Consider the following 21,014-nt stretch of genomic DNA (forward strand, 5'->3'; position numbering starts at 1 on the left):
GGCAAATCCTAAGCAAGTATTTCCCCTCCCGACAAAGTCTGATTTTCTTCCCCCTGCATCTTAGCCGGATGTTTGAGGGTCGTCATCATGGCCGACAGTGCCCGGTCCATAAGCGGGACTTTGCCTTCAATCACCTTGGCGCGGCCATTGCGCAGTTCCGCCGCCAATCCGTGCAGGGTATGCTCGGCCACCTTCATTCCCCGGCGATTGACAAACACGCGAATTCCGGTAACCTTGCTTTTCCACGACAACTTGGCCCGGATGCTTTTTCCCTTGGGGTCGATCAGTTCCAGCCAGTCACCCATTTCTAGCGATTTGGCCCTCTCAAAAAATTCATCCCCTTGTTCTTCATCCTCGTTGGTCATAAGAATGATTTCTTCTTCCAGATCTTCCTCCTTGATGTCGGTTAAATCCCCCACTTCCAAATCATCCACTTCCGGCAAATTGGCGGCAATGGCTTTTAATTCCCGATCCAATGCCGGATCCAATACATCGCCGTGGTTATTACCCTTGAGACAACTATGATGATGAAGCTTCAACTCTTTGAAAAAAATAGCAATTTGTTTTGGGTCAAAGGAGATATTTTCCAATTCCCGATGAACGGCGCGGAGCATCCCTGGAATACATTTGATAATGCGCTTTCTTTCCTTCTCATTGGCGGGAGGAACTAAGCTATGGATCAATGTATCGGTCAACTGGAGCTTTTGCCGCCAGGCTTTGGGCTCTTTGTCCTTACGCAAACAGGCTAGCAGCAACACGTCCTTCCAGGTGGCATTCAAAAAGCGTTTGATCCTTGGTGGAATTTCCTTATCTTGCAGGCGCTTGCCCAATTCCGAAGCCACCTCGTGCTTGGCCAGCAAAAGATGCTCCTTGCTTTGGGTGGCCTGGCGGGCCCGGCTTTCCATTATAGTGCTGCGGCGGCCTTCTTGCTCCATGAACTGAGAAAACTCTTGTAACAAATCACTAAAAAAATCCACATTTTGATCGAATTCGTTGAGAATCCGCTCCACAACGGAATTGATCTGCTGATAAACAGGATTGTGCGTAAGGTCTTCGTCTCCGGACAAGCCAATTCCCGCGTGAGCCAGCTGATTCAATAGTTGGCGGGCAGGATGACTTTTCTTGGCAAAAAACGCCTTATCGAGAATCGCCACTTTAACAATGGGAATTTGCAGTCGGCCGAGTATGACTTTTACCGGATCAGGTAAATTGCGATCTTCGAGGATGAAATCAAAAATCATTCCAATCATATCGATGATATCTTCATCCATCTGAGCCAGAGTCCGACGCTCACGGCTGTTTTGACTGAGGCGCTCGGCAATCACCAGTTTGAGATTGGCGTCCTCGCCGTTTTTCAAAGCCTCGGTGAATCTGGCGCTAAACTCAGGATCTTGCAAAGCAGATAATGCACCCACCACCTCTTTGCTATCGCTGACAATGACCCCGGGTTGGCCAGCACTGGCGGCAAGAGGTGTAAGACCTGTTTCGCTGCGCCAGGCGGACAGCAAGGTTTGCATGGCCTGTAAGGCCTGGGTATATGCCACATTGTCGGGATTGAAGGCTTCTTTGTTGCCTTCACGCTCCCTATCGGCCAAAGCAGAAGCGCTTTTTTTAATCTTTTTCGCAATTTCTGGCAGGACACCGTGTTTGACCAGAGAGGCATTCAATTCGTCATAAACAACGCCCAAGCTGCCAATGACTTCCCGCTCAAAGAGTTTGAACAAAAGTAATTTGACTTTGAGCTCTAATGTCAAAGGACGCAGCACGTCAGCAAAAGCATGCCCCAAGCGGTAAGGGCCTACCGGATTCTCTTCGTTTCCCACTTCGCTCCGCCCCAAAAGCTTGGCAAATCGTTTGTTGAGAACGTATAGATCCCGATGGTAAAGATTGACCCCCTTATTAATGAGAGTGTTGATGGCCAGATCCTCTTCCAGATCCTCATTTTCAACCAGGGAGAAGTCCTCCTCATCTAAAGCCAGGGGCTTTTCCGAAGCGGCGGCTACCGGACGGATTTTGGGATTCCAGAAGTCATCGAAGACCCTCAACACCGCGTTCATATAGCCGCGCTCAATCGCCTCCCGTTCCTTGCGGATATAGCGCATGGCTTCGAAATACAGCTCTTGCATTGTGCTACTGACGGCCTTATCCGAAAATGTGAACAACTCATCGTCCACTTTTTCGAAGAAACGGACTACGATAGGTTTGAATTCCTTGGTTAATTTCAGGCGGCATTCGCCAATGATGAGCCCTTTATTAGCAGGTGGATTTTGGGTTGATGTTGAATTTTCAGCCGTATGGATGTTGACAACTTTACTTTCGGAAATCATAACTCTCGCTCCAGGAAGCCTTGCGCTTGCCATCGTTTCAAAAACGTTGACTTTAATCTTAATCCATGTAAGAGAAGTCTTGCCGTGAACCGGGTCGCAAATCCTGACAAATCTCGTATTGAAGTGACAAAATGAGAAACAAACTGACCATTACCCAAGGCTGGCTCGATAATATAAGGCAAGTCAGGTCACCGAACTGTGACTTACGTCCCAGCAATGAAATCTCACTTTTGGTACTTCATTGCATCAGCCTGCCGCCACAGCAATTTGGCGGAGCCTATATCGAGCGCCTGTTTACAAACTCGTTGTCTCCCGATGAACATCCTTATTTTCGGGAAATTTATCATCTACGGGTATCCGCCCACCTTTTAATCGATCGGCAAGGTACCCTGACCCAATTTGTGCCGTTTCACATGCGGGCCTGGCACGCGGGCGTCTCTTGCTTTCAGGGCCGGGAGTGCTGCAATGACTTTTCCATCGGCATCGAGCTGGAAGGCACCGAAACCACCCCTTACACCGACGGGCAATACCAAAGCTTGACTCAGGTAACTCAAACCTTGATCGAACATTATCCGGGCCTTAGCCCGCAAACCATTACCGGCCACAGCGATATCGCCCCGCAGCGCAAAACTGACCCCGGCTCCGCCTTTGACTGGGTAAGATACTTGCAATCCTTACAATAACCGGAGCACGGCAGTTGTCCTTATCACTCCTTGTCAAAGCCATACTTACCCATGTCCTGGAACGGCTAACCCTCCCCCCAGGCGGACCCATTGTTTTGCTGATGCTGGGATTGATTCTCTGGCGCTGGAAGGCAATCAGCACCGTCACCTGGATAGCCATGGCCCTGCTTTATCTGTCCACCATCCCCGCCACCACCAGAATGTTATGGGCTTTAATGGCTATTCCGCCGCCGCTTGACCCAGACACAATTGAGGCACAGGCCATTGTCATCCTTGGCGCCACCCGTTATTCCCGCGCGCCTGAGTATGGCGGCCGGGATACCATGTCGGGGCTGGGACTGGAACGCCTGCGTTACGGGGCCTGGTTGCAGAAAAAAACCGGTTTCCCCATTCTGGTTTCGGGACGGGGGTTCCGCGCGCCGGGAGAACGCTCGGAAGCGCAGATCATGCAAGGGATTTTAGAGGAAGAATTCGGCGCCAAGGTCGCCTGGCGGGAAGAAAACAGCGTCAATACTTATGAAAACGCCCGCTACAGCGCCAGGATTTTGAAAAACAACGGCATTCAGCACATCCTGCTTGTCACCCACGCCTACCACATGCCCCGGGCGAAGGAAGCCTTCCAGGCAACGGGATTGGAAGTCACTCCCGCCGCCACAGTGTACTTTTGCACCTACCCGGAGGAATTTGCAATCTTCAACTGGCTGCCGGAAAACCGGGCGCTATACCGCAACCGGTTGCTGTTACATGAAATGGTGGGACGATGGTGGTACCGAATGAGGTATTATTCAGCCCAGACTTGATGCCAAATTCGAATATTGGCTGGCTGCCGAGGCATTTCGAGCCTGGAGAAAACCGGCAAATTCATCGGCAACCACCGGCTTGCTGAAATAATATCCCTGAAAAACATCACAACCGTATTCTTTCAGCAAGGCAAGCTGAGACGCATCCTCGACCCCTTCGGCAATCACCTCGTACCCCAAGGTATGTGCCATATCGATAATGGATTTGACCAACGCGGCATCCGAGGGATCACTGGTGATATTTTTCACAAATGCACGGTCGATTTTCAGCACGTCAATGGGAAAATGGCGAAGCCGGGACAAGGAGGAATGACCCGTTCCAAAATCGTCGATAGCGATTTTAAATCCGGATTCCGATAAGGCGCGAAGACGGTCTATAGCGTGATCCGAATAGGTAGCCATGTCAGATTCGGTAATTTCCAGCTCTATGGAACAAGGCTCCACACCGCTCTCCCGGCAGGCCCGGGTAAATTCTTCTACCACGCTTTCCGACAAAATCTGATGGGGTGACACATTCACCGCCAGCCGGTATCCACACTCATCCCCGCTCAACCCAGCTTGACGCCAGCGGCGGATTTGCGATAAAGCCTCTTGAAACACCCAGCGGCCGATTTCCATAATCATGCCCCGTTCCTCGGCAATTTGGATAAAAATATCCGGCGGGATAACACCATGTTCTTTGTTGTTCCAGCGCAGCAATACCTCGGCACCAATCAGCTGGTCCTGGTGGTTTAACTGGGGTTGAAAAACCAGGTAAAGCTCATTGTTCGGAATCGCCCGCGCCAAAGCCAATCCCAAATCCCTGCGAAAGGCAACTTGGTTTTCCAGCGTCTGAGAATAAAATTCAAACCCACCTGAAGATTGTGTGCTGCAGTTGCCTAACGCAATGGAGGAACGTTCAAGAAGCGTCTCTGCATCTACTGTCTGGCCGTTGCCCCAAGCGACACCCATCATGTTTTCAAGCTTCAATTCATGTTGTTCAAAGAGAAAAGCAGGCGCCAATCTTGCCTTCACATCAGAAACCAGGCGCTTTGCGAAAGATTCCACGGTTTCGGTTTCACTCTCAAAAAGCACTCCGATCACAAATTTGCTCATGCCAGTGCGGGCTTTCACGCCCCCGGTAACGGCGCCACTAATCCGCAAGGCCGTTTCCTGTAGGATTGCATCACTCACCCGTCTCCCCAACCCGGAATTGATCTCATGAAAATAGGGTAGATCCAGGCTCAACACGATTACCTGGCTATCATTGTGCTTGGATTGAGTGAGTAACTCAGACACCTTTTCATGCAACAAGGCTTCATTGCCCAACCCAGTAAGCGCATCATAGTAAGCAAGGAAATGAATTTTTTCTTCCGCGACTTTGATGGGCATCAAATCAATATAAAAAGCCACAAAACGGCTTACTTCATTTTGCGAATCCCGTAAAGCCAGTATCGTCAACCACTCAGGGTGAATGAGGCCATTTTTTCGCCGATTCCAAATCTCTCCCTGCCAAAACCCTTCTTCACGAAGCTGACGCGCCATTTCTTCATAGAATTCAGGTCCATGCCTGCCGGAACGCAAAAGGCTGGGAGTTTTACCAATGACTTCGTGAAGACGGTAGCCCGTGTTTTGTTCAAAAGCCTGATTGATCCAAAGTATTTTCATATTTTGATCAGTGATCAAAATATTCAAAGGACTGCGCGATAGAATCAAATCGCTCAGGCGTTTTTCTTCCTGGGTTTGGACCGAGTGGATTATCAGCGCCATGATACTGGCGAAGTTATGAAGAACGGCAACCTCCTCTTCACTTTCCAGATGCCCCACATCTACGTAGAGCACCAACACCCCCAATAAGCTCTCCCCCCATTTGAGGGGCACCACATAATGACCGTGGTCCTGCATTCCATCAAAACTGATTTCGTGACGGTGGTCGACACAAGACACATGCAGAAGTTTTCCCGACCGCGCCACCCGCCCGCATAAACAATGGCCATAATTCACGATGGCGCAAGAATTTTGTATCGCGGGGGACAAGTTGATATGGGTAATCATTTCTAACCGCTGATGCACTGGATCAGCAATAAAAACTCCCCCCGCATCGGTACCCAGCCATGGAAGTTCAAGAATTGTCTCTAAGATACTGCGGAGAATCTGGCTCAAATCCGAATGATCGGAAGCATCCATTCGGGCAATGGCTTTACTGAGCTGCTTTTCCATTGTCGATGCTGGATAAATTAGCTATGAAATGATTCAGCGGAGTCGCTCCCTCCCCTAATCCAGGATTAAGCATGGGCAAAATTTTCCGTCGTCTATACAATTACTTATAAAATATAGACGTTAATCTGAATTAAGCTAAAAAAGGCAACTACTCGACCCTGCCGGAAGAAGGTCCCAGGGTGGTCTGTGGAGAAAGTGTCTTCCCGATTCTTATTCCGGTTCATCCAACAACTCAGGCCGGCTGGCCTGTTGTTCGCCGTCAATTTCAATCACATAATCAAAACCATCTTCCCCGAAACGCTCCTGTAATCTTTGCAGCACATAGCGGACGGTTTTCATATCGTCGTTGGGGCCTTGAATGTAGCATGGCTTGCCTTCGCGCCCGTATTCAAATTCGGTCTCGCAACTGGCGGCATCGGCATCGCCAAATAGTTTTTCCGCCCGCCAGTAGTCATCGGCAGGTTCAAATCCCAGGCTTTCGGCATAGGCCTGCGCGCCTTGTAAAAGTTTTCTGGCGCAGCAGGGATCGACTTCCCTGATGGCCTGGTCTTCATCGGTTTTGGTCAGTAAAGGTTTGAGTTTGGAAATGTAATCGGCCTTTTTCATGACGGTAAAAAAAGCTTCCTTGACTCCCAGACAATAAATATCCACCACAAAGGCGCTGACTGCCACTTCGGCATAGGGGGTCTCCCGGGCCAATAAGACGCTGCCCATCCCCACCTTTTGCAAACTGTCACCCATTAAACATTCCATAATGGGGTATTCCAGATACTTCTCCGGCCGCAGGCCCTTGACTTGCCCCTTGTTCCTGGAAGTCACTTTCTGCTTGCGCTTTTGCGCCTTGCGTTGCAGTTTTTTTTGTCGTTTTTTCGCGTCAACCGCCATGTTTACCCTCTTCTCCAATCAAATGTTCGCGCCGCCTGAAACCATCCCAAAGTAGCAGGATAACCCCTATGGTTATGGCCGAATCGGCGACGTTAAAAGCAGGCCAGTGCCAATTTTGAATATAAAAATCCAGAAAATCAATGACATAACCGTAAGCCGCGCGGTCAATGAAATTTCCCAGCGCGCCCCCCAATACCAGGGACAATCCCGCGGCGGTGAGGACTTCGTCATCCTTCAAACGCCACATCCAAACCAGGATAGCCATGCTGGCCACCACCGCCAGTCCCAAAAAAAACCACCGCTGCCAACCCCCCGCACCGGCCAGAAAACTGAATGCCGCTCCGGTGTTTCGAACATAGGTCAGGTTAAAAAACGGCCACACGGGAATGGATTCGTGTAGCCGTAATGTGGATACCACCCACCACTTGGTGAGCTGGTCGAGCACAATCACAGCCACGGACAAACCCAACCATTTTACGTGCCTACATTTCATGGGGTTTCACCGCAGAGACGCAGAGGGCGCAGAGTTTTTAATGTGATATCTGCAAAGGTATTCATTTTGAAAAGTATTTTAGTTTATTTGATGCAACAAAGGGCGTTCCGGTTTTCCTTCCGAGGGACGCCATGAACCCATCCATGGGGGCTTGATGGCGGCCATCCAGGCCGCCAACACCCTCGGAAGGAAAACCGGAACGCCCCGGTTAGGCAGCTTTTCTGCTGCAATGCTCCATAAAATGATGGAATCAATTTCTGCGCTCTCTGCGTCTCTGCGGTGAATATAAAGAATCAAGCATACCGCCGGACTTCCCCAGGCCCTTCCACATTTTCCACGCAACGTCCACATAATTGCGGGTGTTGTGGATTCGAGCCCACATCCGCCCGCCGATGCCAGCAGCGGACGCACTTTTCATGGCTGGAAGGTTCTACCAGAATTTTCAGCCCTTCCAATTCCAGTGCTGACTCGGCACCTGAAGGGACCTGTTCCAGTGGCATCAGCTTGGCTTCGGAGGTAATCAGGACGAAGCGTAATTCGTCTTCCAGTCTCTGAAGCAGATCATAGAGAGAACTCCCGCAGTACAAGGTGACTTCCGCATCCAGGGAAGATCCAATCCCCCCCCGCTCGCGCAGTTTTTCCAATTCCCGCGAGACTTCTTCCCGCACCGCCATCACCTGTTCCCAAAACTTGCGGTTCATCGAGCTGGTTTCTGGCAATGGTTGCAGGCCCCGATACCATTCGGTCAAAAATACGGATTCGGCCCGCTCCCCTGGCATGAATTCCCAAATCTCATCGGCGGTAAAACTCAAAATCGGCGCCAGCCAGCGCACCAAACCTTCTGCGATATGGTACATGGCGGTCTGGGCGGAACGGCGCGCCAGGCTGTCAGTCTGGCAGGTGTATTGGCGATCCTTGATCACATCCAGATAAAAGCTGCCCATATCCACGGCGCAGAAATGATGCACCTTTTGATAAACCTGGTGGAATTGAAATTTTTCGTAGGCTTCAATCACTTCCTGTTGCAACAGCCAGGCCCGATCCACCGCCCATTGATCCAGGGGCAACATATTTTCATGGGGAATGGCATGACTGGCCGGATCGAAGCCGGTCATATTGGCCAAAAGATAGCGGGCGGTATTGCGCAAACGCCGGTATACGTCCGACGTGCGCTTGAGGATTTCATCGGAGACCGCCATTTCCCCCCGGTAGTCGGTGGCCGACACCCAAAGCCGGAGTACATCGGCGCCCAACCGGTCCATGACCTGTTGGGGCGCGACCACGTTACCGCGGGACTTGGACATCTTGTAGCCCTTTTCGTCCACGGTGAACCCGTGAGTCAGTACCGCCCGATAGGGGGCGCAGTCGTTCATCGCCACTGAGGTCAACAGGGATGATTGGAACCAGCCCCGGTGCTGGTCGGAACCTTCCAAATACAAATCAGCGGGAAAGTCCAGTTCTTCGCGGCGACGCAGCACACACTCGTGGGTGACGCCGGAATCGAACCAAACGTCGAGAATATCGTTGATCTTGTCGTACTGCTCTGCTTCCTCGCCCAGAATTTCCGCCGGATCTAATTCGAACCAGGCATCGATGCCTTGTTCGTCCATGCGCTGGGCGACCTGTTCGATAATTTCCACCGTCTTCGGGTGCAGCTCGCCAGTTTCCTTGTGCACGAATACTGCAATCGGCACCCCCCAATTACGCTGGCGGGAAATACACCAATCGGGACGGTTTTCCACCATGGCCTCGATGCGGGCTTGCCCCCAATCGGGAATCCACTGGACTTTCTCGATTTCCTCCAGGGCGCGCTGGCGCAGGCCCTTGTCATCCATGGAAATGAACCACTGGGGGGTGGCGCGGAAGATGATCGGCGTCTTATGACGCCAGCAATGGGGGTAGCTGTGCTCGATGACTTCTTCGTGAATCAGCGCCCCATGTTCCTTGAGCACTTCAATCACATGGTCGTTGGCGGTGAACACGTGTTCGCCGGCAAAATATTCAGTGCTCGGCAGAAAACAGCCGTTGCTGTCCACCGGATTTTCCACTGGCAAGCCATATTGCTGGCCCACCACGTAGTCATCCTGACCGTGACCTGGCGCGGTATGAACGGCGCCGGTGCCTGCTTCCAGGGTCACATGCTCTCCCAAAATAATGGGCACCTGGCGCTGATAAAAAGGATGTTGAAGCCTCACCCCTTCCAGATCCTTGCCCCGGCAGTAGGCAATTACCCGGTAATTCTCGATGCCATAGCGATCCATGACATCTTTCAGCAGACCTTCGGCAATCAACAGCCGTTCGGGGCCTTGCTCTGTCCGGCACTGAACGAGCGCATATTCCAGTTCCGGGTGCAACGCAACCGCCTGGTTGGCGGGCAGGGTCCAGGGAGTGGTGGTCCAGATCACCACCGATACAGGCCCTTCACCTTCGTGATCGGGCACATGATGACAACGGGACAGAAAATCCTGCTCGTCCACTACTTTGAAACGCACGTCAATGGCGGGCGAGCGTTTGTTTTCGTATTCCACCTCGGCTTCCGCCAAGGCAGAACCGCAATCGGTGCACCAGTACACCGGTTTGGCACCGCGGCTCAAGTGGCCATTGGCGACAATCTTGCCGAATGACCGCAGAATATCCGCCTCAAACCTGGGTGCCATGGTGAGATAGGGGTGCTCCCAGTCGGCCACGCCCCCCAAGCGGATAAAATCCTTGCGTTGCAATTCCACCTGGGACTGGGCGTACTGGCGGCATGCCTTGCGGAATTCCGTGGGAGTCACTTTAACCCCTGCCTTGCCCACTTTCTTTTCCACCATCAATTCAATGGGTAAACCGTGGCAATCCCAGCCCGGTACGTAAGGCGCATCGAAACCGCTCAAGGCCTTGGCTTTGACAATAAAGTCCTTGAGAATCTTGTTGACCGCGTGGCCAATGTGAATCATGCCATTGGCGTAGGGTGGGCCATCGTGGAGGACAAATTTGGGCCTGCCGGCAAAGACTTCCCGGATTTTTTGATAGAGGCCCATGGCCTGCCAGCGTTTTAACCTTTCCGGCTCGCGCTTGGCCAAGTTGCCGCGCATGGGAAAATCGGTTTTGGGTAAATTCAGGGTTTGTTTGTAATCCATTGGTTTTCCTGAGATTGCAATAAATTCCGGGCCTTGGCCACGTCGTTTTCAATTTGTTTTCGCAGCGCCTCCAGGGAAGGAAAGCGCATTTCCTCCCGGATTTTATGGTGAAAGAACACTTCCACCATCCGGCCGTAGATGTCACCATCGAAATCAAACAAATGCACTTCTAAAAGCACCTTTTGATTACCTTCCACCGTCGGCCGGATGCCTACATTGGCCACCCCAGGCCAAGGCTTATCATTCACGCCACTGACGGTCACGGCAAATACGCCGGAAATCGGGCTTTTCTTCCGCGACAGATTAATATTGGCGGTGGGAAATCCCAAATCCCGGCCCCGCTGGGCCCCGGAAACCACTCTGCCACAGAACGAATAAGGTCGCCCCAGCAGGGTTTCCGCCAGCCTCAAATCCCCCTGCTCCAGCGCCCGGCGGATGGCCGTGCTGCTGACACGAATGCCATTGAGTTCAAAGGTTGGCGTTGATACCACATCGAAGCCGTTGCGCGCCCCCACCTGCTGCAGAAGATGAAAATCGCCTTCCCTTCCCCGGCCAAAATGAAAATCATCCCCCACCACCAGATGCTTGACGCCCAATTTGTCCAACAACACCTGGTTGATGAATTCCAGCGCCGACAACGAGGCCAGCGACCGGTCAAATTTCAGCGGCATCACCCAGTCCACCGGCAATTCCTTGAGCCGCGCCAGCTTTTCCCGCAACCGGGTCAGCCGCGCAGGTGCCTTGTCTCCAAGAAAATATTCCAGGGGCTGGGGCTCGAATAATACCACGGTTACTGGCAGCCCCAAGCGTTTGCCCTTACTGGCCAAGGCTTCGATCACATGGCGATGGCCAAGATGCACACCGTCAAAATTGCCGATGGTGGCAACTGTACCGTTCAATTGAGGGTAACGCCGGGGCTTGATTAAACGCATACTGCCCATTTCATTCATGAAACGGGCATTTTAGCAAAATGAATAGCTTACTGACGCGGAACTGTTAGATCAATTTCCATGCCGTTATTAAATTTTACTTTCACCCCATCAGCGCGGTCAGGAAAAATCAGGGAAAGGGAACGATCATCCCCTATTATGCGGCAGCCTATGGTTTCTCCAGCTTGCAAGGGAAGAACCTGGGTTTGATTTTCCTCCCCCCTAAGGGAAGGTTTGAGCACCATTAGAAATTTATCTCGCTCCTGAGGTTGCGGAGGGGTGATTTCCACCCGCCAACGGCCAGGCTCTGGTGGATTTTTTGGGGATTTCCTGACAGTTTCCCAAACAGCGCCGTTCTCATCGTAATTGATCCCATCCACCCAAAATTCATAGCCTTCACCACCTATGGGCTCCAAACGAGCTTTTTTGGGAAACAACACCTCCACGGCCATTTGCCCTCCCCGCCGAAATTGCTTTGGATTGGCCATGACATCGACAGTAAAGCCCGAAGCGGTTAAAAGAGGCATTTGGATGGTATGAACCAAAGAACGCTTGATAAAAGAAGCATTGGTTGAAGTAATGTCATCATAGATAACGACAACATCTGCCCGGCGATCATAAAGGAAAGTTCTCCAGTAACGCTTGACCCGGCAGGTCCGGTTATAAAAATCACCCCGCCCACAATTGGCATTAGTATAGGCGGGCGTCAGTTCCGCCACCGCAACCACCAAATCATTGCCCGCATAATACCGGGCTATATGGCCGGTATGATAGGTTTGCCTTTGATTCAACCAGTCTATCACATCCAGGGGCGCCCGCTTTCCCCATCCCGAACCTACTCGCCTTTGACCCCCGTCGTTTGCAATTGGCCGGGGCGGCTTTTTATTCTTCTCTGGCATGGGCGCCGTATCTTCAGGATCAGTCACTGTAATGACATTATGCGCAATGGTTTGATAGGTATAGTTCATATGGTGATCAGATCCATAGCCTGGGCCATACAACCCACTGTCTATGGCCAAAGGTCCACCTTTATATAAAGTAAACGCTCCCTGGTCCAAGTGGCTATGGGACCAAAAATTATCTCCCGCCTTGAAAGTGACATAAGTTGCATCATCAGTCCAATCGCTGCGGGCAATCACCATGCCGATTCCGTCAAAATGCTTTTGCAGGGGCAGCCGGTGAATGGCATCAGGATCGCATAAACTTTCATCAGGCAACGGTCCCCAAGGCCAGGCTGATGAGTGAAAAAAAGGCTTGCAGCCAAAAAAACTATAGGCCGCTTTGTGACGATATTCGATAGCCAGGGCATACCTCTCTGGCACCCATCTGTCGAAAAATCTGGCATCTCCCCAACGCATGTGAGTATGGTCTGGGCGAAGGCGGTAGATCAAAAAATCCAAAAATCCGCGAATGCCGCGGTTAGCGCGCAATAAATCTTCGCCCGTCGCACTACGCCACATAGCGGGAACGCTGTAAATCGCCTTGCCAATGCCAATCCCTACATATTCACCCCCTTCGTGCCAACCGCCATTGTTGCCCATCACTTGACGCCAAACGGGCAATACCCGGTTTTTCCAAAAATCATAACTAAATGCCAGACACTGCTTCCCTTCGGGATGATCTCCATAAAGTACAAGGGAAACCGCCATCAAGGCCTGGAAGGTGCTGTTATACAAATAAACATTGTAGGGAGACAATGCATTATCACGGATGCGCTGGATCAAATACCGGCATCCTTCGGCTAATTTTTCCTGCAGTTTTGCCCGTTGTATTGGGGAAAACCGCAAATAAAGCCAATCGTATAGCATCGCCATGGGCATGGCCTGAATATGCCCCCGCCAGGAGTATTTCATCGCGGTCAATCTTTGGGTCAACACCTCAAAATCAATATTTGAGGGTTCGATTAAGCCCATCATGGCGATCGCATTAAAATCACCGCTGCCATGCTTCGCTTTTTTCTTGAGGGATTGTAAATAATGGGGATCGTGCCTTTGAAGTGCTATCCATTCCGCCGGTGAAGGGGCTGGCAGCCTAGGATGGATATAGTCAAAGCCGGGTAAGGGAGGCAGTGTTAATTGCTTGGGATCAGGGTATTTCGCGCTCTCATAGCTAGGCGAGTCAGTAGCCTTTTGAGAAAGAAGAAAAACGGTGCCCGCCATACTGCCACCAGCCAATGCTATCCAGAGCCAGATTTGACTAGGCACGGAAACGGCAGTTGAGTTCGCTGGCTGCTGATAAGCTACTTCCGGCCGGCGTTTGACCCAAAACCACGCAAACCACCAAGCACCCACCGCCATAAAAACATCGGTAATATCCGGATAGCGGCCCGGTACAAATTGCTGTTGCCACTCAATAAAAAATTCCAGCGCAAACAACGCGATTGCGCCAATCACTATAAAAAAGCCATGCTTTCTTTCCTGAGTGGACGACAAGAGAAAAAATGCCATCGCCATCGCTGGCCATACCGATAAAAGCAGATCAATCAAACCGGAAATGCCGTTTTGTTGGCCAGCAAAGGGAATCCAATTAAAAGCGTGGAGGACTGGCAAACTATCATCCTTGCCTTCAAACAGACCATGGATTACTTCAGCAGCGGCGAGCATGGCAATTGCCAAAAAACAGCCACCCCTGGAACGGGATAGTGGACGGATTAACAGCAAAAGCACACTGGCAAGACCTAACCCTACCAAAGATTCCCCACTCAATTGCCGCTCCACAACCACGATCTTGGCTAGTAAAACAGCAGCCACCAAAACCACAAAAAGACGGAAAAACGACACGTCAGGTTTGACAATGCGGGATAGTAACAATCCCAGCACAGTCAAATTGAAGACGTATGCGGCGACCTTGTATCCATCCAAAACCTTGGGATTGTGTAGCGCCCGCCAAACTGGTTTCACGCCATCCTTAAGATTTCCAAGGTCCAGGGAAGGCACTAAAGGCATCAATTCCGACAACATCCAGAAGCCGAAAATCAGTAATCCCAAATCTGCCAGGGCGCCAGCGAGAAAATACTGCTGGCGCTTGGCGATTAGCCACCTGCCCACAGGCAGCGTTCGGATGACAACCGCCAGCAAGGCGCCAGTGGCTGTTCCCAAGGTGTTCAGAAGAATATCGCTAAAAGAGGTAACCCGAGCCGGAAGGTAAAGTTGGATATATTCCAAGCCAATACTTAGACTCGCTCCAAAAAAGACAGTAACCATGAAAGCCAAAACCGGCTTCAATCGAGAACTCAGACAGCCAAATAACAGCCACCCCAACGGAATATAAACCAACCAATTGATAATGATATCGGCTTTGGAAAGAGCGCGGTCCGCCTGTTCCCAGTCGAATAACTGCCCCCTATCCACTGGGGTATCCCAAGGCAGGTGTTCTAGTGGAAATAAAGTACCATAGACCACCAGCGCCACGTAAAGCGCTACCAGCAACCCGCAACCAGCAAAATGACGTCTATGTTCCATTTTATTTACCGTGTTCTAGTCATCATCAATTGCCTTGGCCGCAACCCTGTCACCAATAAACATCCCCCATAAACCAAAGCGCCGAGCCCTATCCATAGCCCTAGCTGCAGCATGCGTTGTTGCAAGCGCCAGGTTTCCCATTCAAGATGCCAGGTGCCGTAATATAGCACCGCACCCATGGCGGCGTTGGCCAGCAAAATTCTTAACAGAAACAGCCACCAACCTTTACTGGGTTGATAAACCTTTTCCTTGCGCAAGCGCCTGAGCAATAGTCCTCCGTTGACACATGCCGCCAAGGAAGTTGCCAGCGCCAATCCGGCGTGGGCCAGATACCAGATCAAACTCAGATTCAAAATCAAATTCACGATCATGGCGACCACGCCGAATCGCACTGGGGTTTTGGTGTCCTGGCGGGAGGTGAAGCCTGGCACCAGGATTTTGACCATGATGAAGCCAATCAGTCCCATCGAATAGGCCATCAGGCTCATACTGGCCATATGCACGTCGTGCGCGGTAAAGGCGTGGTATTGAAACAAGGCGCTGAGAATCGGCCGCGCCAGGAGCGCCAGCCCCACCGCCGCCGGCAGGCCTATCAGCGCCACCCAGCGCAAGGCCCAATCGATGGCATGGGAGAAGGAGGCCCGCCGGCCCGCGGCCCAATCCTTGGATAAATTCGGCAAAATCACCGTCGCCAGGGCGATGCCAAATACGCCCAAAGGGAATTCCACGAGTCGGTCGGAATAGTAGAGCCAGGAGATACTCCCGTGGGGCAAGAACGAAGCCAGTAACGTATCAATCAAGAGGTTAATCTGGGTAATCGACACGCCGAACAATGCCGGGAGCATCAATTTCAATATTTTCCGCACGCCGGGGTCGTGAAAACCATAGCGCAGCCGGGGCAAAAGCTTCATCCGCCAGAGGGCGGGGAACTGAAACAGCAATTGCACCGCCCCCGCCGCAAACACGCCCCAGGCCAATCCCATGATGGGCTCCGGCAACCGGGGCGCCAGCCAGAAAGCCGCGGAAATCAGACACAGATTGAGCAACACCGGGGTGAAAGCCGGCACCGCAAAACGGTTAAACGTATTCAAAATCCCGCCGGCCAAAGCTGTGGATGCGATAAAGAACAAATAGGGAAAGGTAATCCGCAGCATATTTACCGCCAGCTCGTACTGCCCGTCCGCCCAGACGAAGCCTGGCGCAAACATCATGATGATCCAGGGAGCGCCAATCACGCCTAAAATCGTCACCAGCATCAGCACCAAGGCCAGGGAACCGGCGGTACGATCCAGAAATTCTTTCAGCTTTTCGCGGCCGCATTTCTCTTTGTATTCGGCCATGACCGGAACAAACGCCTGGGAAAAAGCACCTTCGGCGAACAAACGGCGCATGAAATTGGGGATCTTGAAGGCGACGAAAAAAGCATCGGTGGAACTATCCGCCCCAAAAAGCAAGGCGATGACCATATCGCGGATGAATCCCAATATCCGGGAAAGCAGGGTCCATACCCCCACAACGGCGGTGGATTTGAAAAGTTGACGACTCAAGGCGGGAATTTAACTCAAAATGTAAGAGAGTATACGGCTTGAAAAAGTGAAAAAACACCCCATCCTGACTGTAAAGCGCTGAATCATTCATCCATGAATTCTCAGCGTACAAAATTAATCGCTTCAAGCGATTGATTTTGATGGTACACAGCCTTGCACCACGGGAATCTCTGAATAAATCAGAGATTCCTTTGTTACACTTGTTTGTTTATGCCCCAGAATCCAAGGAATTTCCCATGCCAGTCAGCGCAGAACACGACGATACCGAACAACATTTACTTACCCTTCACCAAGATCTGGAAACCGGCAAACTGGCCGAGGTCAAGCAGCTTCTCCACGCCTTGACCCCTGCCGAAATCGCCGATCTTTTGGAAGCATTAAAACCCAAAGACCGCTTGGTGATTTGGCGAATGTTGCCTCCGGAAGTCGCCGGGGAAGTGCTGGTGGAGCTGAACGAAGAAGTTCGCGCTGGCCTGATCAAAGCAATTGAAACCACCGACTCGGAAGATCTGGTGGAAGCTGCCGGTACCCTAGACCCTGACGATCTAGCGGACATTGTCGAGGATCTGCCCGAAAAAATCCGGCAACAAGTCGTGCAAGCCCTCAGCCAACATGACCGCGGCCGCTTGGAAAAGGTGCTTGCCTATCCGGAAGATACCGCCGGCAACCTCATGCACACCGACACCATTACCGTGCGGCCAGATGTGACTTTGGATGTGGTGTTGCGTTATTTGCGCCTGCGCGGGGAAATGCCGGACTTGACCGACAGCCTGTACGTGGTGAACAAAGACGACAAGCTGATTGGAATTTTGCCCTTGTCGATCTTGCTCACCGCGGATCCCGACAAAACCGTCAAGGAACTCATGATTACCGATATCGAGGCAATCCCCGCCAATTTGCCCGCTTCCGATGTGGCGTTGCTCTTCGAGCATCACGACTGGGTCTCGGCGCCGGTGGTGGACGAGGAAGGGAGGCTGTTGGGCCGGATCACCATCGATGACGTGGTGGACGTGATTCGTGACGAGGCCGAGCACAACATCATGAGCCACGCCGGTTTGAGTGAAGAAGTGGATATGTTCGCGCCGGTCAAAACCAGTGCCCAGCGGCGGGCGGTATGGTTGGGAGTGAATTTGATTACCGCCTTTCTGGCGGCCTGGGTCATCGGGCTTTATGAAGAAACCATTCAAAAAGAAGTGGCTCTGGCGGTGCTCATGCCCATTGTCGCCAGCATGGGCGGCATCGCGGGCACCCAAACCTTAACCTTGGTTATTCGTGGTCTGGCTTTAAAACAAATCGGCATCACCAATGTCAATACTTTATTAGTCAAAGAACTGGCGGTGGCGTTTCTCAATGGGGTGCTCTGGGCGGTGGTGGTCGGCGTCATTGCCGCGATCTGGTTCCAGGCTATTCATATCGGCCTGTTGATCGCTGCTGCCATGATTATCAATTTGCTTTGCGCCGCCCTGGCCGGGGTTACCATCCCTTTGCTGCTCCAGAAAATGGGGATTGACCCGGCACTGGCTGGCGGCGTACTGTTAACTACGGTTACCGATGTTGTTGGTTTTATGGCGTTTCTTGGATTGGCAACGTGGTGGTTGTTTTAAACAATCAGGTTTTCAAAAATCCTCGCAGCAAATCCTCAACATTAAAAGTCGAGACTAGAAAATGAACGGTGGCAAGATTTTCATCATTATTGGCGCGATTCTGGTTTTGATTGGGCTGATTCTCAATTACGCACCGGGATTATTCAGTTGGTTCGGGCGCTTGCCCGGTGATATCCGCATTGAGGACGAAAACCGTTTTGTTTTTATCCCGTTGACTTCCATGATTATCATCAGCATCGTGCTGACCTTGATAATCAATTTATTCTTCCGGCGGTGACCTCCCGGTTAATTCTGGGGTTCCCCCTGGGGGCTATTCTAGTCTCGGCTTGGGCGTGGTTTCAGCCGGAAATCTTTCAGCCTTTTAAACCGGCCATTGTCCCATTATTGGCCATTGTCATGCTAACCATGGGACTCACTCTCACCTGGGATCACTTCCGGCAAATTTTGCGGAATCCCGCGATTGTCTTTATTGGCGTGGGGATTCAGTTTCTGATCATGCCTGCCGCGGCCTTTTTTCTGGGGAAAATATTTGGTTTATCTCCCGCGGAACTGACCGGCATGGTACTGGTAGGGAGCAGCGCGGGCGGCACTGCCTCTAATGTCATTTGCTATCTGGCCAAGGGAAACGTGGCGCTGTCAGTTCTCATGACCCTGACTTCCACGCTGCTGGCGGTAGTTGCCACGCCGGCATTGACCTATCTTTATCTGCACCAAAACGTGCCCGTTCCTGCCGGTGATATGCTGCTAAGCATTCTCAAGATAGTTTTACTGCCGGTACTGGCGGGGGTCTTTTTGAATACTTGGCTGGGTGGCCACATTAAAAAGCTTCATACGGGACTGCCGCTACTTTCAAGCGCCGCCATCATCTTCATCATTGCGATCATTGTTGCCCTTAACCAATCAACCATCGCTGGCGTAGGCTTGTTGACCCTGGCCGCCGTGATACTGCATAACTTGTGTGGCCTGGCGTGCGGTTATGGTTTGACTGCGTTGCTGGGTTATGACCCTGCCACTCGCCGTACCATTGCCATTGAAGTGGGGATGCAAAATTCCGGTTTGAGCGTCGCCCTGGCGGTTAAATACTTCTCCACCGCAGCCGCCCTGCCCGGCGCATTGTTCAGTCTTTGGCACAATATTTCCGGAGCGCTTTTGGCCAGCTACTGGCGGCGAAGCAATGATCGTTGAAAAGCGTCCCGGCACCTATTTATTGTGGCTACATTGCACGCAACCGGGCTCTGTAACTATCGGAAAACAGGGCAAATTATATCTGCAACCAGGCTGGTATGGTTATGTTGGCAGCGCGTTGGGACCCGGCGGGCTTTACAGCCGCCTCCACCATCACCTTTCCCCGCCCGCCCGTTTGCACTGGCATATTGATTACCTGCGCCAATCCATTCCCGTCACCGAAATATGGTATTCCTATGGAAGCAAAAGGCGTGAACACCATTGGGCCAAAATTTTGGCGGAGTGCTCCCCATCTCCACCCCCGTTAAAAGGATTCGGTAGTTCCGACTGCCGCTGCCCGGCCCATTTGTTTTTCTTTCTCCGTCAGCCGGCTTTGGAAGAAATACTCCAGCACCTTGGCTGCATAAAATTCATAGGTAAGTTTTAATTTTATCTTGGGCTGTCGCTGAATTATTCAGCGTTTCCTTAGAAATTCAGGCAGCACACTCAGGCCGCCTGGACAGGAATGGCATGACTGGTGCGGATAATCTGGTTATTTTCGTCCAGGTAAATCAAGGTGGGTTCGAAATCGGCCAACTCGCCTTTTTCCATGCCCGCATAAGCGCAAATGATGATCTTATCCCCCGGCGCAGCCAGACGCGCCGCCGCTCCGTTCACGGAAATAATTCCGGAGTTATCTTCCGCCCGGATGGCATAAGTGACAAAGCGCTCGCCGTTGTTAATGTTATAGATGTGAATTTGCTCATATTCACGGATTCCTGCCCGGTCGAGCAAGGCACCATCTATCGCACACGAACCTTCATACATCAACTCCGAATGGGTCACACGGGCTTGATGCAACTTGGCTTTTAACATGGTTACGTGCATGTTCTTCAGACACCCGGATTAATATAGGGGGTAAAATTATCCCTTATTCCTGTGATTGCATCAAGCAGCCTCCAAGGCAATCCTAGAGGGACGGGTTTTTCGCCAACTTTTGCAAATAATCATTAATCTCGTCCCTGGATAACCACCGCCTCAGAAACGCCAAAAGAAACGCTGCTTCAACATGCCGCACGCACCAAGGCTAAAACCTCTCCAACACCTTTCAACGCTGGAGCAAATCCAGATAACGCTGCCAATTGGAAGGATTGGAAGCATCATTAGCGGCTGCAGAGATTTTTTTAACTGTGTTGAACTAAACCGCTTCGCGGTAGCTTTTTCGCCATCTCCATAGATTTCCCATTCACTGACGGTTTGTCGGACACTCGTTGTGACCGCTTTTGGTCGCGATTAGAGGAGAAGTCCGATGACAGTGTTACGTCAAAAGATGATCGATGCCATGCTGGTGCGTGGCTTTTCAGTCCGAACCCATCGTAGTTATCTCGATGCTGTTTCCCGCCTGGCGAAGTACTACCGACGCCCGCCGGATCAACTGTCCGGTGAGGAATTGCAGGCGTTTTTCCTGTATCTGGCCAAGGACTGCGGCCTGTCTGGGGCGACCTGCCGGCTGTATCTGAATGCGATCCGGTTTTTTTATCTGCAGGTGCTGGGTCGCGATTCGTTCGGAGTCACCCTGGCGGTCCCCAAGCGGGCGCAGCGCATTCCGGAGTTGTTGACCCGGGGTGAAGTGGGAAGGCTGTTGTTGGTCTGCCGGAACCTCAAGCACCGCATGGTGCTGACGACCTGTTACGGCTGTGGACTGCGGGTGAGCGAGCTGGTGGCGCTCAAGGTACGCCACATTGACGGCGAGCGGCACCTGTTGAGAGTGGAGCTGGGGAAAGGAGCCAGGGACCGGCA

The 21,014-nt window shown here is 51.8% G+C and carries 16 protein-coding genes and 1 pseudogene; 7 read left to right on the forward strand and 10 right to left on the reverse strand.

Annotated elements, in window-relative coordinates:
- Positions 1-8 precede the first annotated feature (8 nt).
- Positions 9-2,327, reverse strand: a complete 2,319-nt coding sequence (locus AXA67_04210) for a hypothetical protein (GenBank protein ID KXJ41797.1) — start codon at positions 2,325-2,327, stop codon at positions 9-11.
- Between the two features lie 143 nt (positions 2,328-2,470).
- Between AXA67_04210 and AXA67_04215 the strand changes: the two genes are divergently transcribed.
- Together AXA67_04215 and AXA67_04220 are read left to right on the forward strand one after the other, a co-directional pair.
- Positions 2,471-3,010 carry an N-acetyl-anhydromuranmyl-L-alanine amidase gene (locus tag AXA67_04215; GenBank protein KXJ41825.1) on the forward strand — a complete coding sequence of 180 codons (540 nt, stop codon included), beginning with the start codon at positions 2,471-2,473 and terminating at the stop codon, positions 3,008-3,010.
- A gap of 14 nt (positions 3,011-3,024) precedes the next feature.
- Positions 3,025-3,810: a hypothetical protein gene (locus tag AXA67_04220; protein KXJ41798.1), complete on the forward strand. Its 786-nt coding sequence runs from the start codon at positions 3,025-3,027 to the stop codon at positions 3,808-3,810.
- Here AXA67_04220 and AXA67_04225 read toward each other — a convergent pair.
- The 8 genes from AXA67_04225 to AXA67_04260 all read right to left on the reverse strand — a co-directional run bounded on the left by AXA67_04225 (position 3,796) and on the right by AXA67_04260 (position 16,446).
- The gene (locus AXA67_04225; GenBank protein KXJ41799.1) at positions 3,796-6,009 is read right to left on the reverse strand and encodes a hypothetical protein; all 2,214 of its coding nucleotides are present in this window, start codon (positions 6,007-6,009) and stop codon (positions 3,796-3,798) included. The two genes, AXA67_04220 and AXA67_04225, sit on opposite strands and share 15 nt — an antisense overlap.
- A 210-nt stretch (positions 6,010-6,219) precedes the next feature.
- The gene (locus tag AXA67_04230) at positions 6,220-6,894 is read right to left on the reverse strand and encodes a hypothetical protein (protein KXJ41800.1); all 675 of its coding nucleotides are present in this window, start codon (positions 6,892-6,894) and stop codon (positions 6,220-6,222) included.
- The gene (locus AXA67_04235) at positions 6,884-7,387 is read right to left on the reverse strand and encodes a signal peptidase II (GenBank protein KXJ41801.1); all 504 of its coding nucleotides are present in this window, start codon (positions 7,385-7,387) and stop codon (positions 6,884-6,886) included. Before AXA67_04235 ends, AXA67_04230 begins: the two co-directional genes overlap by 11 nt.
- A 78-nt stretch (positions 7,388-7,465) precedes the next feature.
- Positions 7,466-7,684: a hypothetical protein gene (locus tag AXA67_04240; protein ID KXJ41802.1), complete on the reverse strand. Its 219-nt coding sequence runs from the start codon at positions 7,682-7,684 to the stop codon at positions 7,466-7,468.
- On the reverse strand, positions 7,681-10,509 hold the full coding sequence (gene ileS, locus AXA67_04245; GenBank protein KXJ41803.1) for an isoleucine--tRNA ligase: 2,829 nt from the start codon (positions 10,507-10,509) through the stop codon (positions 7,681-7,683). The genes AXA67_04240 and ileS overlap by 4 nt, the downstream gene beginning before the upstream one ends.
- Positions 10,488-11,459 carry a bifunctional riboflavin kinase/FMN adenylyltransferase gene (locus AXA67_04250; GenBank protein KXJ41804.1) on the reverse strand — a complete coding sequence of 324 codons (972 nt, stop codon included), beginning with the start codon at positions 11,457-11,459 and terminating at the stop codon, positions 10,488-10,490. Before AXA67_04250 ends, ileS begins: the two co-directional genes overlap by 22 nt.
- A gap of 29 nt (positions 11,460-11,488) precedes the next feature.
- Positions 11,489-14,899, reverse strand: coding sequence for a hypothetical protein (locus AXA67_04255; protein ID KXJ41805.1), 3,411 nt, complete (start codon positions 14,897-14,899; stop codon positions 11,489-11,491).
- Between the two features lie 5 nt (positions 14,900-14,904).
- Entirely contained in the window at positions 14,905-16,446 is a 1,542-nt protein-coding gene (locus AXA67_04260; protein ID KXJ41806.1) for a murein biosynthesis protein MurJ, read from the reverse strand.
- Between the two features lie 236 nt (positions 16,447-16,682).
- Here AXA67_04260 and AXA67_04265 point away from each other — a divergent pair, with 236 nt between their 5' ends.
- The 4 genes from AXA67_04265 to AXA67_04280 all read left to right on the forward strand — a co-directional run bounded on the left by AXA67_04265 (position 16,683) and on the right by AXA67_04280 (position 19,662).
- Entirely contained in the window at positions 16,683-18,050 is a 1,368-nt protein-coding gene (locus AXA67_04265) for a magnesium transporter (GenBank protein KXJ41826.1), read from the forward strand.
- Between the two features lie 61 nt (positions 18,051-18,111).
- On the forward strand, positions 18,112-18,327 hold the full coding sequence (locus AXA67_04270) for a hypothetical protein (GenBank protein KXJ41807.1): 216 nt from the start codon (positions 18,112-18,114) through the stop codon (positions 18,325-18,327).
- Positions 18,324-19,235 (forward strand): bile acid:sodium symporter, encoded by a 912-nt coding sequence (locus AXA67_04275; GenBank protein KXJ41808.1) that lies wholly within the window; start codon positions 18,324-18,326, stop codon positions 19,233-19,235. Before AXA67_04270 ends, AXA67_04275 begins: the two co-directional genes overlap by 4 nt.
- Positions 19,225-19,662 (forward strand): hypothetical protein, encoded by a 438-nt coding sequence (locus AXA67_04280; protein KXJ41809.1) that lies wholly within the window; start codon positions 19,225-19,227, stop codon positions 19,660-19,662. The genes AXA67_04275 and AXA67_04280 overlap by 11 nt, the downstream gene beginning before the upstream one ends.
- Before the next feature lie 59 nt (positions 19,663-19,721).
- On the opposite strand, the gene AXA67_04285 is transcribed toward AXA67_04280, so the two are convergent.
- Positions 19,722-20,102 (reverse strand): aspartate decarboxylase, encoded by a 381-nt coding sequence (locus tag AXA67_04285; GenBank protein ID KXJ41810.1) that lies wholly within the window; start codon positions 20,100-20,102, stop codon positions 19,722-19,724.
- A 421-nt stretch (positions 20,103-20,523) separates the two neighbouring features.
- On the opposite strand from AXA67_04285, the pseudogene AXA67_04290 reads away from it, so the two are divergent.
- Positions 20,524-21,014 (forward strand): annotated as a pseudogene (locus AXA67_04290) (integrase).

This window comes from Methylothermaceae bacteria B42, from assembly GCA_001566965.1.
Classification (GTDB): Bacteria; Pseudomonadota; Gammaproteobacteria; order Methylococcales; family Methylothermaceae; genus Methylohalobius.

Excerpts from the sequence above, each read along its gene's own strand:
- AXA67_04250 (KXJ41804.1), bottom strand. The coding sequence starts at position 11,459 with ATGAATGAAATGGGCAGTATGCGTTTAATCAAGCCCCGGCGTTACCCT.
- AXA67_04270 (KXJ41807.1), top strand. The coding sequence starts at position 18,112 with ATGAACGGTGGCAAGATTTTCATCATTATTGGCGCGATTCTGGTTTTG.
- AXA67_04285 (KXJ41810.1), bottom strand. The coding sequence starts at position 20,102 with ATGCACGTAACCATGTTAAAAGCCAAGTTGCATCAAGCCCGTGTGACC.
- ileS (KXJ41803.1), bottom strand. The coding sequence starts at position 10,509 with ATGGATTACAAACAAACCCTGAATTTACCCAAAACCGATTTTCCCATG.
- AXA67_04210 (KXJ41797.1), bottom strand. The coding sequence starts at position 2,327 with ATGATTTCCGAAAGTAAAGTTGTCAACATCCATACGGCTGAAAATTCA.
- AXA67_04230 (KXJ41800.1), bottom strand. The coding sequence starts at position 6,894 with ATGGCGGTTGACGCGAAAAAACGACAAAAAAAACTGCAACGCAAGGCG.
- AXA67_04235 (KXJ41801.1), bottom strand. The coding sequence starts at position 7,387 with ATGAAATGTAGGCACGTAAAATGGTTGGGTTTGTCCGTGGCTGTGATT.
- AXA67_04225 (KXJ41799.1), bottom strand. The coding sequence starts at position 6,009 with ATGGAAAAGCAGCTCAGTAAAGCCATTGCCCGAATGGATGCTTCCGAT.
- AXA67_04265 (KXJ41826.1), top strand. The coding sequence starts at position 16,683 with ATGCCAGTCAGCGCAGAACACGACGATACCGAACAACATTTACTTACC.
- AXA67_04255 (KXJ41805.1), bottom strand. The coding sequence starts at position 14,899 with ATGGAACATAGACGTCATTTTGCTGGTTGCGGGTTGCTGGTAGCGCTT.
- AXA67_04280 (KXJ41809.1), top strand. The coding sequence starts at position 19,225 with ATGATCGTTGAAAAGCGTCCCGGCACCTATTTATTGTGGCTACATTGC.